Here is a 14,925-nt window from a genome sequence, read left to right on the forward strand (position 1 = left end):
ACAGGCCCTGCCGTCCTGTTCACCACTGAGAAACATCCAGGAAACGCTCATCGTCCATCAGTGCGAAGGTCGAGAACACATTCCAGGTTTCTTCGTTGCGTCGATAGCCTCCGTGAACGAAAGGCTGAACGATGTCTGGGACTTGCGCCGGATCTTCGGTGAAGCTTTCCAGCGCGAAATACTGCATGCCTGAGACGCTGTCGACGACCAGGCCACTGAACACGTCGCCCTGTTCGATGACCAGCACGCGACGCTCCCGGTGACTGCGGGAACTGCGGCCCAGGTCAAAGAAGTGGGCAAGGTCGATCAGGGGCAGCAGCCGGCCACGGACGTTCGCCGCGCCGAGCATAAATGGACGAACCCCCGGTATATGGGTGTACCGGGGGACGTGAAGAATTTCGACCACTTCGCCCATCGGGGCGACGTAGCGTTGTCCGGCCAGCGTGAAGCCGATGCCATTCCACAGCTCAATGGCTTCCTGCTGGGCCGGCAGGCCCGAAGCGAGGGCCTTGCTACGCCGGGCGATATCCGTCAGTACGGCAAAAGGGGCAGCCTGGGCGGACATGCTTACTCCATACTGGCGGTCAGGCGATCAGACTGGCAATCGTCTTGATCAGCTCATCTTCGTTGACGGGTTTGACCAGATAGCCCTTGGCGCCCTGACGGGTGCCCCAGACGCGGTCGGTTTCCTGATCCTTGGTGGTGACGATCACCACGGGAATGGAAGCCGTGTCCGGCGAGCGGGTCAGCTGACGGGTAGCCTGGAAACCGTTGAGCCCGGGCATGACGACGTCCATCAGGACCAGGTCGGGCTGTTCGGCGCGGGCCTTGGCGACGCCATCGGCACCGTTGTCCGCGGAGAGCACTTCATGCTGGTGCTTTTCCAGGATGCTGGAGATTTTCTTAACCTCGGTCGGAGAGTCGTCGACAATCAGGATGCGGGCCATGAGTTCCTCGATAAATGCGTTGTATCAATCGGTTTACTGTTCCGCCGTGGGAACGTACTGACGAATGGTGTTCAGCAGTTCGTCCTTGCTGAAAGGCTTGGTCAGGTACTGGTCGGAACCGACTATACGTCCCTTGGCCTTGTCGAAAAGGCCGTCCTTGCTGGAGAGCATGATGACGGGAGTCTTCTTGAACGCGGAGTTGTTCTTGATCAGGGCGCAGGTCTGGTAGCCGTCCAGGCGTGGCATCATGATATCGACGAACACGATGTCAGGTTGGGTGTCGGCAATCTTGGCCAGGGCATCGAATCCATCCGTTGCGGTGATGACTTCACAGCCAACCTTTTTGAGAAGGGTTTCGGCGGTGCGACGAATCGTCTTGCTATCGTCAATCACCATAATCTTCAGGTTTTCGAAGTTGTCATCCATTATCCAACAGCCTTGCGCTCTACAGGATCGTTGTTGTTCAGCTCCGATTCGAATCACTCTGGCTGTTCCAGCCGGTCACGCAGTCGATTCGGTAGCTGGCCTTGCTTCCAGCCCGGCTTCGTTGGCGCCGTCAGACCGGTTTCCGAGACCAGTGGGAGATTTGACGGGCCTTTTTAACACACATTCAAGGGGCGTTCTATAAAGCCTGACTATTTATAGATTATAGGTCGCTTGAGAAAAAGCATAAGTTTGTGACCAAATGTACTCTTGCGCTTACAAGAGCGCTTGCGGGGCCGGCTTTTGCGTAGTGATTCGGCGGCTTTGGGTAATGCATACTGAACGTCGGTACACTACCATCGGTCCGGCCCGGAAATATCCGCTGTGCCTGCCAGCATAGCACCTGAGCGTCGGGCTGCTCTGCTGACCCGTTCCTGTTTCCAGAAAGAGGTTGAAGTCGCGCTATGACCGTCAGACTCGGTATCGTCATGGATCCCATCGAGGACATCCACTACAAGAAGGACACGTCGCTGGCGATGCTATGGGCCGCCCAGCAGCGGGGCTGGGAACTGATCTACATGGAGCAGCACGACCTCTTCCTGGACGGCGGCGAAGCCCGTGCCCGGGTGCGCGAACTGACGGTGCGCATGGACCCGGACGACTGGTACACGTTCGGTGATGAGTTCGAGATGGCGCTGGGCGAACTGGACGTGATCCTGATGCGCAAGGACCCGCCGGTGGACCGGGAATTCATGATGGCCACCTATATTCTCGATGCCGCCGCCGACCAGGGCGCGTTGGTGGTGAATCCGCCGAACGCGCTGCGCGACTGCAATGAAAAGCTGTTCGCCACCCGCTTCATTGACTGTACGCCGCCGCTGGTGGTGACCCGCTCCGCCGAACGCCTGCGGGAATTCTATGCCCGCCATGGCGACGTGATCATGAAGCCGGTGGACGGCATGGGCGGCAAGTCCATCTTCCGGGTGAAGGAAGGGGACGCCAACCTGGGGGTCATCATCGAGACGCTGACCAACGACGGCAATCACCAGATCATGGCGCAGAAGTTCCTGCCGGCGATCAAGGACGGCGATAAGCGCATCCTGATGATCGACGGCGAGCCGATTCCCTATGCGCTGGCGCGCATTCCGTCCCAGGGCGAGAACCGGGGCAACCTGGCGGCCGGTGGTCGCGGCGAAGGCCGCCCGCTGACCGATCGGGACCGGGAAATCTGCGAGCGCATCGCGCCGACGCTGAAAGAGAAAGGGCTGATTTTTGTCGGTATTGACGTCATTGGCGACTACCTCACCGAAATCAACGTGACCAGCCCCACCTGCGTGCGCGAGCTGGACCGGGAATTCGGCATCGACATTTCGTCGCAGTTGCTGGACGCCATCGAAGCCCGGTTGTGATGTCGACGTACCGTGACATCCTGTGACGATTTGTTGGCAGGATGGACAAGTGCCGGCGAAGACAGCAAACTTGGGGCCTTATCTGAGGGTGCGCTTCGCCGCACCGTCGCGTCTCATGCAGTGGTCAGTGGTTGATTAAGTGGCGAGCATGGCTGTCCAGGTCAGTGATTTCGATCGGTTTTCCTTTACCTTTTTTATGGCACTGGCGCTTCATGCCGTCATCGTGCTGGGGATTTCGTTTGCCCCGGACGACCCGGCACCGGCCGCCGAGACGCTGGAAATCACCCTGGCCCAGCACGATGACCAGAAGGCGCCCGACGAGGCCGACTTCCTGGCGCAGACCAACCAGAAAGGCAGCGGCACCGAACAGGAAAAGCAGGAGCTGACCACCACGCACCAGGCGCCGGTGCAGAATACCCAGGTCAAACCCGTCCAGCCCCAGCCGGTGCAGCAATCTCAGCCGGAACCCAGGCCCCAGCCCGATAAGCAGGTCGTCACCACGACGGCCAAGTCGCGTCCGGCGCAGCAGAAAAAAGAGAAAGAGAAGCCGGTTGAAAAGGCGCCGGTGAAGAAGAAAAAGAGCCTGATGGACCGCAGTCTGGAAATTGCCAGTCTCGAAGCCCGGCTTGACCAGCAGCAGCGCGCCTACGCCAAGAAACCGCGGATCAAGCGGGTGACGGCGGCCTCCACACTCAAGTCCGATAACGCCTGGTACGTGCAGAACTGGGTCAGCAAGGTGACCCGCGTGGGCAACCTCAACTACCCGCCGGAAGCCCGCCGCTCGGGCATCTATGGCTCCCTGCGTATGGTCGTGGTGCTGGAGAAGGACGGCAGCGTGAAGGACGTGCAGATCCTCAACTCCTCCGGTAACAAGGTGCTGGACGATGCGGCCATCCGCATTGTGCGTCTGTCTGCGCCTTTCGCCCCGTTCTCGGATAAAATGCGCGACCAGTTCGACCAGCTGGAAATTATTCGCACCTGGTCGTTCCAGCGCCGGGGCCTGTCCTCCGGCTGATTCCCCGGCGTTGCCATCGGCCGGTCACATTTCCAGGCTTGCACCGGCGCGCCTCCGCACGAATACTAGATCCTATGACGATTGCTGACGATTCACTCCGTAACCGCCTGCTGGTGGCTTCGCCCTATCTTGAGGACCCGGGTTTTCACGGGACCGTGATCTTCATGTGTGAGCACAACAGCGACGGGGCCATGGGGCTGGTGATCAACCGGCCGCTGGATATTTCCGTAGGTGAAGTGCTGGAACAGCTCGACCTGGACGGCGAGGAAGTCAGCCAGCCCGTCTACGCCGGCGGCCCGGTGCAGCCGGAGCGGGGCTTCGTGCTGCATCGTCCGTTCGGGGAATGGCAAAGTTCCATGGCCATTACCGATCAGCTCACCATGACTACGTCCCGCGATATTCTCGAAGCCATTGGCTGCGGTGAGGGCCCGTCGGAGTTCCTGATGGCCCTGGGCTATTCCGGCTGGTCGCCCGGCCAGCTGGAAGAAGAGCTCAATACCAGCAGCTGGCTGGTGTGTCCGGCCAATCACGACCTGCTGTTCCGGGTGGAGAGCGAGCAGCGCTACGCCGAAGTCATCCGCGCCATGGGCATCGACCTTAACCAGCTGACCGATACGGTGGGCCATGCCTGAGGTCGGTCAGCGCCGGGTGATGGGGTTTGATTTCGGCACCCGCCGCATCGGCATTGCCGTGGGCCAGGAAATGCTCGGCACCGCCAAGCCGGTGGCCATGCTCAAGGCCCGGGACGGGCAACCCAACTGGGATGAAATTGCCAAAGTCGTGGACGAATGGCGGCCCAACCTGTTTGTGGTCGGCCTGCCGCTGAACATGGACGGCACCGAGAGCGAGATGTGCCTGCGTGCCCGCAAGTTCGGCAAGCGCCTCCACGGCCGTTTCCATCATCCGGTAGAGATGGTGGACGAGCGCCTCAGCAGTTTCGAAGCCAAAGGCGAGGTCATGGCCCGCGGCGGCTCCCGTGATTTCGGCACCCACGGCGTCGACGACCTGGCGGCAGTCATCATTCTGGAGACCTGGTTTTCCAGCAACGGCTGACCGCCGGCCTCCCTGCCTTGCGACCCCGTCTGCCCGCTGCTTCCCCCGATTGGCCATGGTAGACTAGCGCCGCTGTTCGCACGGGGGACTACAATGACGGCATTGCTGAACGTGGACGCGTTGCTCGACGATCTCGAGCAGGGCCTGCGCCGCCTCCTCAAGGAGCGTGGCATCGAACGGCCGGTACTGATCGGCATCCGTACCGGCGGTGTCTGGCTCGCCGATATCCTGCACAAGCGCCTGGGCCTGGACGAGCCCTTTGGTGAGCTGGATATCTCCTTCTACCGGGACGACTTTTCCCGGATCGGACTGAATCCGAAAGTCCGGCCTTCCCATCTGCCTTTCGAGACCGAGGACCGCCACATCATCCTGGTGGACGACGTCATCATGAGCGGGCGCACCATCCGCGCTGCCATGAACGAGATCTTTGACTACGGCCGCCCCGCCGGCATCATCCTGGCGACGCTGATCGACCTGGGCGCCCGGGAACTGCCGATCCAGCCGGACGTGGTGGGGCAGACCCTGACGCTGAAAGCCAATGAGCGGGTCAAGCTCAAGGGCCCGGATCCACTGAGCGTGGAACTGCGCCAGGCCGATGCAACGCCGGCAAAAGGAGCCTGATTCGATGACGACAACGGACGCCTCAGCGCGCGCGCTGCAGCTCAACGAACAGGGCCAGCTGCGCCATTTCCTGACCATCGACGGCCTCGACCGGGAGCTGCTCACCCGCATCCTGGACACCGCCGACTCCTTCATCGAAGTGGGCGAGCGCCGCATCAAGAAAGTCCCGCTGCTGCGGGGCTGCACGGTGGTGAACCTGTTCTTCGAATCCAGCACCCGCACCCGCAGCACCTTTGAACTGGCGGCCAAGCGCCTGTCGGCGGACGTGCTGAACCTGGACATCAGCACCTCCGCCACCTCCAAGGGCGAGTCCCTGTCCGACACCCTGCTTAACCTGGAGGCCATGGCCAGCGACATGTTCGTGGTGCGCCATTCCCGCAGTGGCGCGCCGCATTTCATCGCCCAATCGGTGACGCCGGGCGTGGCCATCATCAACGCCGGCGACGGCCGTCACGCGCACCCGACCCAGGCGATGCTGGACATGCTCACCATTCGCCAGCACAAGGGCGGTTTCGAAGGGCTAAAAGTGGCGATTGTCGGCGATATCCTGCACTCGCGGGTGGCTCGCTCCCAGATCCAGGCGCTGAACGTCCTCGGTGCTGAAGAGGTGCGCCTGATTGCCCCCAGCACGCTGCTGCCGACGGACGTGGAGAGCCTGGGCTGCTCCGTGGCTTACGACATGCGCTCGGGGCTCAAGGACATCGACGTGATCATCATGCTGCGCCTGCAGCGCGAACGCATGGAAGGCGCCTTGCTGCCCAGTGAGCGGGAGTTCTACAAAGTGTACGGCCTGAACACCGAAAAGCTGGCCTACGCCAAGCCGGATGCCATCGTCATGCACCCCGGCCCGATCAACCGGGGCGTGGAAATCGAATCCGCCGTGGCCGACGGGCCGCGCTCGGTGATCCTCAACCAGGTCACCAACGGTATTGCCATCCGCATGGCGGTGATGTCCATGGCGATGGGCGGGCAGCGGGCCCAGCGTGGTCAGGATGCGGAGGGACAGGCATGAACAGCACACCGGCACTGCGCATAGAAAACGGCCGCGTGATTGATCCTCATACCGGTCGGGACGAACAGCAGTCGCTACTGATCCGGGATGGGCTCATAGCCGCCACCGGCAGCGAGGCGGATGCCGCCGCGGCGGATTCGGTTCTGGACGCCGCGGGCGGCCTGCTGACCCCTGGCTTTATCGACCTCTATTGCAACCTGCGCGAGCCCGGCAACGGCCAGAAGGGCTCGATTGCCAGCGAGAGCCGGGCGGCGGCGCGTGGCGGCTTCACCACCGTCTGCGCGGCTCCGGATTCCTCGCCGGTCAACGATTCCAGTGCGATCACCCACCTCATTCGCGATGTCGCCGAGCGCGACGCGCCGATTCGGGTGCTGCCGCTGGGCGCCGCGACCAAGGGGCTGTCCGGCGAGCTGCTGAGTGACATGGTGGGCCTGACCGGCGCCGGCTGCGTGGCCCTGAGCAACGGTTCGGAAACCCTGGTCAACGCCCGGGTGTTGCGTCGTTGCATGGCTTACGCCCGCACCTTCGGCATCACCCTGATGCTGCACCCGCAGAATCACGCCCTGGCGGCGGATGGGTTTGCCCACGATGGGCTGGTGACGGCGCGCCTGGGTCTGCTGGGCATTCCCGAGGTGGCGGAGACCGCCGCGGTGATGGAAATGATCCTGTTGGCCGAGGAAACCGGCGTGCGCCTGCACCTGAGCCAGCTGTCCTGCGCCCGCAGTGTGGATATGGTGGCTCAGGCCCGCAGCCGTGGCGTCGCGGTCACGGCGGATGTGGCCATGCATCATCTGCTGTTCACCGAACAGGCGTTGGCCGATTTCGACAGCCGCTACCATCTGCAACCGCCGTTGCGTTCCGAGGAAGATCGCCAGGGGCTGATTGAAGGCGTGCGCAGCGGTGCCATCAGCGCCATCGTCAGTCAGCATCAGCCCCACGATCCGGCGGCCAAGAACGCGCCGCTGGGGGATACCGAGGCCGGACTGTCCAGCATCGAAAGCGTCCTTTCCATGGGCCTGATGCTGGTGGAGCGGGGCGAGCTGGAGCTGCCGGCCCTGATCCGCGCCCTCACTACAGGCCCGGCCCAGGCGCTGGGACTGACGCCGCCGTCGCTGTCGGTGGGGCAGGTGGCCGATCTCTGCTGGATCGATCCACAGGCACACTGGACCGCGTCTGCGGATTCGCTGTTGTCCGTTGGCAAACACGCCCCGCTGCTGGGGACACCGTTGCCGGGCGTGGTGAACCAGGTCTGGGTCGACGGCGACGTGGCGTACACCCGGCAGGACTGAATCCTTGGCAGGCTGCCGTTCCGTCCGGGCCTGCTACACTTAATGGGCCTCTGACTGGCTTATGGGCCGGCTCACCGGAGCCGGCGGTTCCTGACCCAAACTGGCGGAGATCACCATGGGATTCCTGTCTTTCCTGCTGTTGCTGGCGATTGTCTGGCTGCTCTGGACCATTTCCCGCAACTCCACTGATTCCCTCGACAAGCAGACGGCGCTGCAGCATCAGTTGGTGGCGCTGGAGAAGCGGGTGGATACGCTGCTGGAGCAGCTGGCCGAGCAGCAGAAGAAAACAACCAGCAAGAGCTCGCCCAACCGGCGCTCCACGGCCCGCAAAAGCGGAACTGGTTCAAAGACCGGCACAAAAGCCGGCGGCACCGACGCCAGCGCTGCCAAGAACGCCGAATAGCCCGATGGCGCAGCAGGCCGGCCCGTCCGGGCTGCTGTGATCTGTCGCCGATGGCTGGTGGCAACAATGCCCCACCGGCCCGGGCGCTCCTGCCAACGCAACCCTTCCGGGGCCTTCCTATTCTGATGCCACCGGTGTTCCTTCTGGTCAACCCATGAACCAGGCCGGACACAAGGCATGACAAGAATAAGCAGGAGTGCGCCCCATGTTCAGCCCATCCCGGCTGCGCCACCTGACCGGTGGCCTGGCCTTGTCTATCAGTATGCTGCTGACCGCAACCGCTCAGGCGGACGAGCAGGCGGTCATCAAACGCAGTTTCTGTGTGTTCGATCCCGTCGGGGCCAACGGCCCGTTGTTCGCCATCACCAAGACGTTTCGTCCGGTCGCCCTGCGGGAAGGGGTGGAACTGGACCTGCGCGCCTACACCGATGAAAAGGTGGCCGCCGAAGACTTCAAGGCCGGGCAGTGCGATGCGGTCCTGCTGACCGGCACCCGGGCCCGGGAGTTCAACAAGTTCACCGGCAGCCTCGAAGCCATGGGTGCCATTCCCGGCGAGAAGGAAATGCGGCTGCTGTTCAACACCCTGAGCCAGCCCAAGGCCAAGCCGTTCCTCACCAACGAGCGTTACGAAGTGGCCGGTATCTTCCCGGGTGGGGCGGTCTACCTGTTCACCCGCGACCGCAACATCGACACGGTGGAGGAATTGCAGGGCAAGAAGATCGCCACGCTCGACTACGATACCGCTTCACTGACCATGGTCCGCCACGTGGGCGCGTCAGTGGTGGGGGCCAATTCCGCCAACTTCGCCGGCAAGTTCAACAACGGCAGCGTCGACATCGCCTACGCGCCGGCGGTGGCCTACACGCCGCTGGAACTCTACAAGGGCGTTGAACCCAACGGTGGCGTCTTCAAGTACGCCGTGGCCTACATGAATTTCCAGGTGATCCTGCACCGCGACCGCTTCCCCGAGGATGCCGGGCAAATGGTGCGTGACGAAGCGTCCAAGCGCATCAACGAGGCCTACCAGATCATTGCCCAGGCGGAAGCCGAGATTCCTGAGGACGAGTGGATGTACCCGCCGAAAGAGGACGTGCAGGAGTATGACCAGATGCTGCGGGAGGTGCGCCTGTCGCTGCTCGACAAGGGTGTCTATGACCCTCGTGCGATCAAGCTGATGAAAGCGATTCGCTGTCGCGTGGATGCTTCCAGGGCGGAGTGCGCGTCCAGTTAAGGGAGAAACCGGGCCGGCTACAGGACGCAGCCGGCCGCTGGCGCTTACTTGCCGACGGCGTCTTTCAGCGCTTTACCGGCCTTGAAGCCCACCGTCTTGCTGGCGGCGATCTTCATGGTAGCGCCGGTCTGCGGGTTGCGACCGGTCCGGGCTTCGCGCTTGCGGACACTGAAGGTGCCAAAGCCGATCAGTGAAATGTCGTCGCCTTTGGCGGCGGCGGCGGACACCTGATCGGTAAAGGCGGTGATGACCTCGGCGGCTTTTTCCTTGGTCAGACCGGTCTGCTCGGCAATGGCACTGGCAAGTTCGGGTTTGCGCATGAAATTCTCCTTCGATGGTGAACAGGTGACGCGCCCTGCGGGGACGTCACCGACTGCTGCCGGGTATCGGCCCGGCGATAGTGAGCCTACCTGAGGCTTCATACAGGTATAGCGTTTCGGCGGAGGCTGTCAATCCCGAAGCAGGGCAGAGCCGCCGCCGTCATTGCGGCTTTGAGGCGTCCGTCTCACAAAATCGTTGTGGACTTGAGGATAATCCCGGTCTGTAACAAATCGTTACAGGTGGTGCCATGTCAGGGTGCCTTTAGACGGTGCTGCACAAAAAGCGTGAATGCGTCGGACAGCAGCAACCTCGTAGCGGTTCCGCAACTTTCTAATAAAAACAGGGGAGTAAGCAGATGCTCCCGCGAACCCAAAAGGTGACAGGCTGTATGACAACACGTGCTGATGCTTCCCGTTCATTCTGGCGTCCAGCTCTGGTACGCCGCGCCCGCGCCGTCGCGTTGTCGGCGCTGGCTGCCGCTTCGCTGAGTGGCTGTGGCGTCGTGAACCACATGATCTATTCCACCACCGGCGACGTGATGCAGGGTTTCTCCAAAGAGCACACCATGCCTTACCTGCTGGAGACCCGCGATCTGGAGATGGCCTGCGCCATGAGCGAGTCGGTGCAGCCGCTGTTGATGTCGTTCGGGCGGGTCACCGACAACCCGGACCAGCTGGCGGTGATGATGAGCCTGCAGGCCGGTGGCTGTGCCGAGGACCGGGCGCGGGAAGCCGAGCTTGAAAGCATGGGCGCCCTGCGGGCCCGTCAGCCGGAGCAGGCCGAGGACGCCATTATCCTGCAGAAGCGCTATTACGCCCTGGCCGCCCAGCGTTATTTCAAGGGCTGGCGCCATTTTGAAGCCTTCTACGGCGATCCGGAAACTGAAGAATGTCCCGACTTCGACGAGGACATGGACGAATTCATCTACCTGGCCGGCCTGCTGTCGGGGTTGCAGGCTCTGAACGCGGAAATCCAGTCCACCGCGCCGGTCGGTGTGCCCAAGAATATCGGCTCGATCGTGGCCCGCGCCTCCGGCTGCCTGGATAACGAAAAATGGTGGGGCGCGCCCATGGCCCTGCGGGCCACCGTCTGGGCGATGATCCCGGGTGCCCAACCGGATGGCGAAGACGCCTTCGAACGACTGCAAGCCTCCGATGCCATCGGCGAGGCTGAGGGTGTTCGCATCAGCCACGTGTTCCACGCCATCGCCGCCTGGAACAAGGGGGATATGGATCGGGTGAAAGATGTCATCCGCCGCCATGCCGACGCCATCGAGAAACGCCCGGCCGACCCGAAGTGGGCTCTGGTCGACGAACTGGCCACCCACAACATCCTGGCGATTTCCGACCGGTTGTGGATGGAGAACACCGGTCACCGCACGCCCATGGGCGGGCTCGGCACCTTTTGGGATGACGAGGCCCCGGTGGGTGAGGTGATCGATCTGGATTCCCTGCTATAGGCCGACCGGGCTGTTGGGGAATCCGTCTGCGGGACACTGGCGCCCGCACTGGCGGCGGTGCTGTAAGGCCCGCCGGCATCACGTTGAGCGGTCGTGATGTAGGGACACCGCTGTAGCCCGTCTACAGCGCATAACGATAACAATGACGGAGACACTCAACATGCAACTTGGAAAGCGGGCCCTGGCGGCCCTTGGCCTGACACTCTGGCTGGGCGCCGGCCTGGCTCACGCAGCCAATGCGGAGGTGATCAAGCGATCCTTCTGCGTTTTTGATCCGGTGGGTTCCAATGGCCCCCTGTTCAACGTGATGAAATCGGTTCGCCCGACGGCCCTGGGCTGGGGCGTCGACCTGGATCTGCGCGCCTACACCGACGAGAAAATCGCCTCGGAAGACTTCAAGGCCGGACAGTGTGATTCGGTGCTGCTCACCGGCACCCGGGCGCGGGAATACAACCACTTCACCGGCAGCATCGAGGCCCTTGGTGCGCTGACCAGCGAGGCCCAGATGCGCATCCTGCTGCAGACCCTGGCCCAGCCGTCCGCCGCCAGCCTCCTGCAGAAGGACAATTACGAGGTCGTGGGTATCCTGCCGGCGGGCTCCATCTACCTGTTCATCCGGGACCGCAACGTCGACACCGTGGAAGAGCTGCAGGGCAAGAAGATCGCCACACTGGACTACGACAACGCCGCGGTCACCATGGTGCGTCACGTGGGCGCCTCGGTGGTGGGCGCCAACTCCGCCAACTTTGCCGGCAAGTTCAATAACGGCAGCGTCGACCTGGCCTACGCGCCGGCAGTAGCCTACCAGCCGCTGGAACTCTACAAGGGCGTCAATCCGGACGGTGGCATTTACCAGTACCGCCTGGCGCAGATGACGTTCCAGATGATCGACCATCGTGACCGCTTTCCCGACAACTACGGCGATCGCATGCGGGCCTACGCGCTGTCCCGGGTGGACGAGGCTTACGGCCTGATCCAGCAGGCAGAGAAGGACATTCCGGCATCCACCTGGATGCATCCGACCCCGCAGCAGGTGGCGGACTACGACCGCATGCTGGGCGAGGTCCGCGTCAGCCTGCGCGACGCCGGCACCTACGATGCGCGCGCTCTCAAGCTGATGCGGGCCATCCGCTGCAAGGACGATGCGACACGGGCGGAATGCGCCCTCGCCGCCGAATAGGGCGAACAACACCGTAAACCGATAAGGCTCGATCTCGATGTCTGCAACCGTAATGACCCAGCGAACGGCCGCGCGAACCGGATTGGAGTGGTTTTCCTCGCTGCCGGCGTGCCTGCTGTTGTTGCTGGTGGTGATCTCCTCCACCAGCAGCGATATCCACAACCAGATGCTGCGCGGTGGCGAGCAGCTCTGGAGCGGGTACTACAAGCTGCGGTCGGATCCGGTGGAACCCGGTTGCAATCCGAACCGGGACATCGACACCGAGGTCGAGCGCAAACTGGCTGACTCCCGCAAGGCGGCGGATGACCCGCTGATGGGCCTGCTCGGCGAACAGACGGTGAACCCGGCCGATGTGCGTGCGGCGGTGGAGAACGCCGTCGCCCTGTGCCGGGAGAAGCACGCCGACTATGCCAGCCTGCAGGGCCAGATGACGCCGGGGCTGAAAGCCTATCGGGCGGTGGAAGGGTTTGTCGCCGATCTCATTGCGCTGGGGCTGACGTCCCAGCGCTACATCCTCGTAGTCCTGGTGATGCTGTGCGCCGCCACCGCCACGCTCACCCGTCATCACATCGCCATGCGGGCCATCGAGACCCGTCTGGACTACACCCTGTCGTATTTCCTGCAGACCGTGGCCAACGTCATGCTGCTGGGCTCCAGCCTGTTGTACCGACAGACCTCCCATGATGCGGGCTCGGACATCACCTTGGAGCGGGAAATCCTGCACGACCTGTGGATTGCCGGCTTCCTGGCCCTGACGATGGTCAGCCTCTATCGCCTGGCGCGGCCGCCCGCCGACCTGAAACCGGGCGGTGACCTGGTCAAGGCGGGACTCGCCGTGCCGCTGTATACCGGCATGTGCCTGATCTCGGGCACCTATTTTGCTGTGGTGGGGCACGCCGCGGGCATCGGGGTTTATCTCGACAAGATGATGGAACTGTCCGACATGTTCCTGAATGTGGCGCTGTACGTCTGGGTGGGCATGATGCTCAAGCAGACGCGGCTGGCGACGCTGGTGTTCAATGTGTTCCGGCCCTGGCGCATGCCACCTGAAATGCTGGCGGTGGTCGCGGTGATCGTGGCGGCGGTGCCCACGGCCTACACCGGGGCGTCCGGGATCTTCGTGATCGCGGCCGGCGCGGTGATCTACAGCGAGCTGCGGGCGGCCGGGGCCCGGCGTCATCTGGCGCTGGCCGCCACCGCCATGTCCGGCTCGCTGGGTGTGGTGTTGCGGCCCTGTCTGCTGGTGGTGGTGATCGCCTACCTGAACCGGGAGGTGACCACGGACGATCTGTTCGGCTGGGGCGTCTGGGTATTCCTGCTGACCGCCGTGCTGTTCCTGGCCATTTCCCTGAGCGCTAACCGGCAAAGCCCGCTCAAGCTGGCGCCGGCCGGTGAGGCGCTGCCGGCCATGCTGCGCCAGTTGGTGCCGCTGGTGCCCTACGTGCTGGTCATCGCCGGTGTGGTGTTGTTCTACCGTTGGGCGCTGGACGTGGGCATGGACGAATTCTCGGCGCCGCGCATCCTGCCGGTGATCATGCTGGCGATCCTGGTTTACGAGCACATTACCCTGAAACGGGCCCGCCACGCCGACGGCGATCGCGTGAATCATCAGGGCATCGAGCGCAGTATCCGCGGGGCCACCAACGATACGACGTCGGAAATCGGGGCGTTGCTGTTGTTGCTGGGGCTGTCGGTCAGTATTGGCGGGGTGATCGAGCGGGCCGAGATCATGTCCCTGTTCCCGCAGTCCTTCGCCAGTCCCTGGGCGGCGATGGTGCTGATGGTGCTGGTGTTGGTGGTGCTTGGGATGATCATGGATGCGTTTGGTGCCGTGATCCTGGTCAGTGCGACCGTGGCGTCGATCGCCTACAGCAGCGGCATCAACCCGATCCACTTCTGGATGACCACGTTGGTGGCCTTCGAACTGGGTTACCTGAGCCCGCCGGTGGCGCTCAACCATCTGCTGACCCGGCAGGTGGTGGGCGAAGCGGAAGTCTCCGCGGCCATGGCCCAGACCGGCACCTTCTATCAACGCCATGAACGGATCATCATGCCGTTGATTGTCATGGGCATTGCGTTGCTGTTGGTGGCGTTTGTGCCGTTGGCGTTTTATGCGTGATTCAATGATCCCTCGGGAGTGACTCTTGTGCAGCCGACGCTTTAGCTTCGGAGGGCCCGTAAGGGCCCCGACATGCCTCTCTCAAATGCGGTGAGTCAAATTCCAGGGTTGCCAGCTCGTGCCAGGGAACCGCAGGAATACCCTTGCCCACGCTGTATTAGACGGCCCTCCCTGGCCGGCTAATACGACCGGGACGTCCTTGTCCCTCCTTCGGCAAGGGTATTCATGCGCTTCCCATAAACCTCGGAATTAGCGCTTCAAGCGTCACCGGATACATCGATCATGGTCGGCAATGAATGCGATAGCTTCATAGGTTGGCGCTGACGCAGGAAGCCCAACAGGGCGGGTTTGAGGCCAATCTCATCCAATCCAATGGTCGCCAAGCCGGCTTTCGAGAACCCATGCTCCAAGCCTGTCTCGCGATAACGGGAACGTCTGGTGCC

Annotated in this window: 16 protein-coding genes; 12 read left to right on the top strand and 4 right to left on the bottom strand. The window is 62.7% G+C overall.

What is annotated here, in order from left to right; genetic code table 11:
- Positions 1–19: 19 nt before the first annotated feature.
- From JL474_RS11450 to pilG, 3 genes are read right to left on the bottom strand one after another with little or no spacing between them, the layout of a single operon-like run.
- Positions 20–565, bottom strand: coding sequence for a chemotaxis protein CheW (locus JL474_RS11450; RefSeq protein WP_123633783.1), 546 nt, complete (start codon positions 563–565; stop codon positions 20–22).
- 19 nt (positions 566–584) lie between these two features.
- Positions 585–947 (bottom strand): twitching motility response regulator PilH, encoded by a 363-nt coding sequence (pilH, locus tag JL474_RS11455; RefSeq protein ID WP_123633782.1) that lies wholly within the window; start codon positions 945–947, stop codon positions 585–587.
- Between the two features lie 33 nt (positions 948–980).
- Positions 981–1,373, bottom strand: coding sequence for a twitching motility response regulator PilG (gene pilG, locus JL474_RS11460; protein ID WP_123633781.1), 393 nt, complete (start codon positions 1,371–1,373; stop codon positions 981–983).
- Positions 1,374–1,834: 461 nt separating this feature from the next.
- Between pilG and gshB the strand changes: the two genes are divergently transcribed.
- The 9 genes from gshB (at position 1,835) to JL474_RS11505 (ending at position 9,403) form a co-directional block, all read left to right on the top strand.
- On the top strand, positions 1,835–2,779 hold the full coding sequence (gshB, locus tag JL474_RS11465; protein WP_123633780.1) for a glutathione synthase: 945 nt from the start codon (positions 1,835–1,837) through the stop codon (positions 2,777–2,779).
- A gap of 148 nt (positions 2,780–2,927) precedes the next feature.
- Positions 2,928–3,794 (top strand): energy transducer TonB, encoded by an 867-nt coding sequence (locus tag JL474_RS11470; RefSeq protein WP_203142168.1) that lies wholly within the window; start codon positions 2,928–2,930, stop codon positions 3,792–3,794.
- Positions 3,795–3,868: 74 nt separating this feature from the next.
- Complete coding sequence (locus JL474_RS11475; RefSeq protein ID WP_203142169.1) at positions 3,869–4,426, top strand: YqgE/AlgH family protein; 558 nt, start codon at positions 3,869–3,871, stop codon at positions 4,424–4,426.
- Complete coding sequence (ruvX, locus tag JL474_RS11480; protein WP_123633777.1) at positions 4,419–4,847, top strand: Holliday junction resolvase RuvX; 429 nt, start codon at positions 4,419–4,421, stop codon at positions 4,845–4,847. Before JL474_RS11475 ends, ruvX begins: the two co-directional genes overlap by 8 nt.
- A gap of 93 nt (positions 4,848–4,940) precedes the next feature.
- Positions 4,941–5,468, top strand: coding sequence for a bifunctional pyr operon transcriptional regulator/uracil phosphoribosyltransferase PyrR (pyrR, locus tag JL474_RS11485; protein ID WP_123633776.1), 528 nt, complete (start codon positions 4,941–4,943; stop codon positions 5,466–5,468).
- A 4-nt stretch (positions 5,469–5,472) separates the two neighbouring features.
- Positions 5,473–6,480, top strand: a complete 1,008-nt coding sequence (locus JL474_RS11490) for an aspartate carbamoyltransferase catalytic subunit (RefSeq protein WP_203142170.1) — start codon at positions 5,473–5,475, stop codon at positions 6,478–6,480.
- A complete protein-coding gene (locus tag JL474_RS11495; RefSeq protein ID WP_203142171.1) occupies positions 6,477–7,769 on the top strand; it encodes a dihydroorotase in 1,293 nt (430 codons plus the stop codon). Before JL474_RS11490 ends, JL474_RS11495 begins: the two co-directional genes overlap by 4 nt.
- Before the next feature lie 115 nt (positions 7,770–7,884).
- Complete coding sequence (locus tag JL474_RS11500; protein WP_123633773.1) at positions 7,885–8,172, top strand: hypothetical protein; 288 nt, start codon at positions 7,885–7,887, stop codon at positions 8,170–8,172.
- Between the two features lie 262 nt (positions 8,173–8,434).
- Complete coding sequence (locus tag JL474_RS11505) at positions 8,435–9,403, top strand: putative solute-binding protein (protein ID WP_223807832.1); 969 nt, start codon at positions 8,435–8,437, stop codon at positions 9,401–9,403.
- Between the two features lie 44 nt (positions 9,404–9,447).
- On the opposite strand, the gene JL474_RS11510 is transcribed toward JL474_RS11505, so the two are convergent.
- Positions 9,448–9,723, bottom strand: coding sequence for an HU family DNA-binding protein (locus JL474_RS11510; protein ID WP_123633771.1), 276 nt, complete (start codon positions 9,721–9,723; stop codon positions 9,448–9,450).
- Between the two features lie 389 nt (positions 9,724–10,112).
- On the opposite strand from JL474_RS11510, the gene JL474_RS11515 reads away from it, so the two are divergent.
- The 3 genes from JL474_RS11515 to JL474_RS11525 all read left to right on the top strand — a co-directional run bounded on the left by JL474_RS11515 (position 10,113) and on the right by JL474_RS11525 (position 14,482).
- Complete coding sequence (locus JL474_RS11515; protein WP_328797815.1) at positions 10,113–11,183, top strand: hypothetical protein; 1,071 nt, start codon at positions 10,113–10,115, stop codon at positions 11,181–11,183.
- 160 nt (positions 11,184–11,343) lie between these two features.
- Positions 11,344–12,363, top strand: coding sequence for a putative solute-binding protein (locus JL474_RS11520; RefSeq protein WP_203142172.1), 1,020 nt, complete (start codon positions 11,344–11,346; stop codon positions 12,361–12,363).
- 37 nt (positions 12,364–12,400) lie between these two features.
- Positions 12,401–14,482: a TRAP transporter large permease subunit gene (locus JL474_RS11525; RefSeq protein WP_236012197.1), complete on the top strand. Its 2,082-nt coding sequence runs from the start codon at positions 12,401–12,403 to the stop codon at positions 14,480–14,482.
- The last annotated feature ends 443 nt before the right edge of the window (positions 14,483–14,925 follow it).

This window comes from Marinobacter mangrovi, assembly GCF_016798325.1.
Taxonomy (GTDB): domain Bacteria; phylum Pseudomonadota; class Gammaproteobacteria; order Pseudomonadales; family Oleiphilaceae; genus Marinobacter_A; species Marinobacter_A mangrovi.

Bases quoted from the DNA above. Each gene is read 5' to 3' on its own strand.
- JL474_RS11450 (WP_123633783.1), bottom strand. From the start codon at position 565: ATGTCCGCCCAGGCTGCCCCTTTTGCCGTACTGACGGATATCGCCCGG.
- pilH (WP_123633782.1), bottom strand. From the start codon at position 947: ATGGCCCGCATCCTGATTGTCGACGACTCTCCGACCGAGGTTAAGAAA.
- pilG (WP_123633781.1), bottom strand. From the start codon at position 1,373: ATGGATGACAACTTCGAAAACCTGAAGATTATGGTGATTGACGATAGC.
- gshB (WP_123633780.1), top strand. From the start codon at position 1,835: ATGACCGTCAGACTCGGTATCGTCATGGATCCCATCGAGGACATCCAC.
- JL474_RS11470 (WP_203142168.1), top strand. From the start codon at position 2,928: ATGGCTGTCCAGGTCAGTGATTTCGATCGGTTTTCCTTTACCTTTTTT.
- JL474_RS11475 (WP_203142169.1), top strand. From the start codon at position 3,869: ATGACGATTGCTGACGATTCACTCCGTAACCGCCTGCTGGTGGCTTCG.
- ruvX (WP_123633777.1), top strand. From the start codon at position 4,419: ATGCCTGAGGTCGGTCAGCGCCGGGTGATGGGGTTTGATTTCGGCACC.
- pyrR (WP_123633776.1), top strand. From the start codon at position 4,941: ATGACGGCATTGCTGAACGTGGACGCGTTGCTCGACGATCTCGAGCAG.
- JL474_RS11490 (WP_203142170.1), top strand. From the start codon at position 5,473: ATGACGACAACGGACGCCTCAGCGCGCGCGCTGCAGCTCAACGAACAG.
- JL474_RS11495 (WP_203142171.1), top strand. From the start codon at position 6,477: ATGAACAGCACACCGGCACTGCGCATAGAAAACGGCCGCGTGATTGAT.
- JL474_RS11500 (WP_123633773.1), top strand. From the start codon at position 7,885: ATGGGATTCCTGTCTTTCCTGCTGTTGCTGGCGATTGTCTGGCTGCTC.
- JL474_RS11505 (WP_223807832.1), top strand. From the start codon at position 8,435: ATGCTGCTGACCGCAACCGCTCAGGCGGACGAGCAGGCGGTCATCAAA.
- JL474_RS11510 (WP_123633771.1), bottom strand. From the start codon at position 9,723: ATGCGCAAACCCGAACTTGCCAGTGCCATTGCCGAGCAGACCGGTCTG.
- JL474_RS11515 (WP_328797815.1), top strand. From the start codon at position 10,113: ATGACAACACGTGCTGATGCTTCCCGTTCATTCTGGCGTCCAGCTCTG.
- JL474_RS11520 (WP_203142172.1), top strand. From the start codon at position 11,344: ATGCAACTTGGAAAGCGGGCCCTGGCGGCCCTTGGCCTGACACTCTGG.
- JL474_RS11525 (WP_236012197.1), top strand. From the start codon at position 12,401: ATGTCTGCAACCGTAATGACCCAGCGAACGGCCGCGCGAACCGGATTG.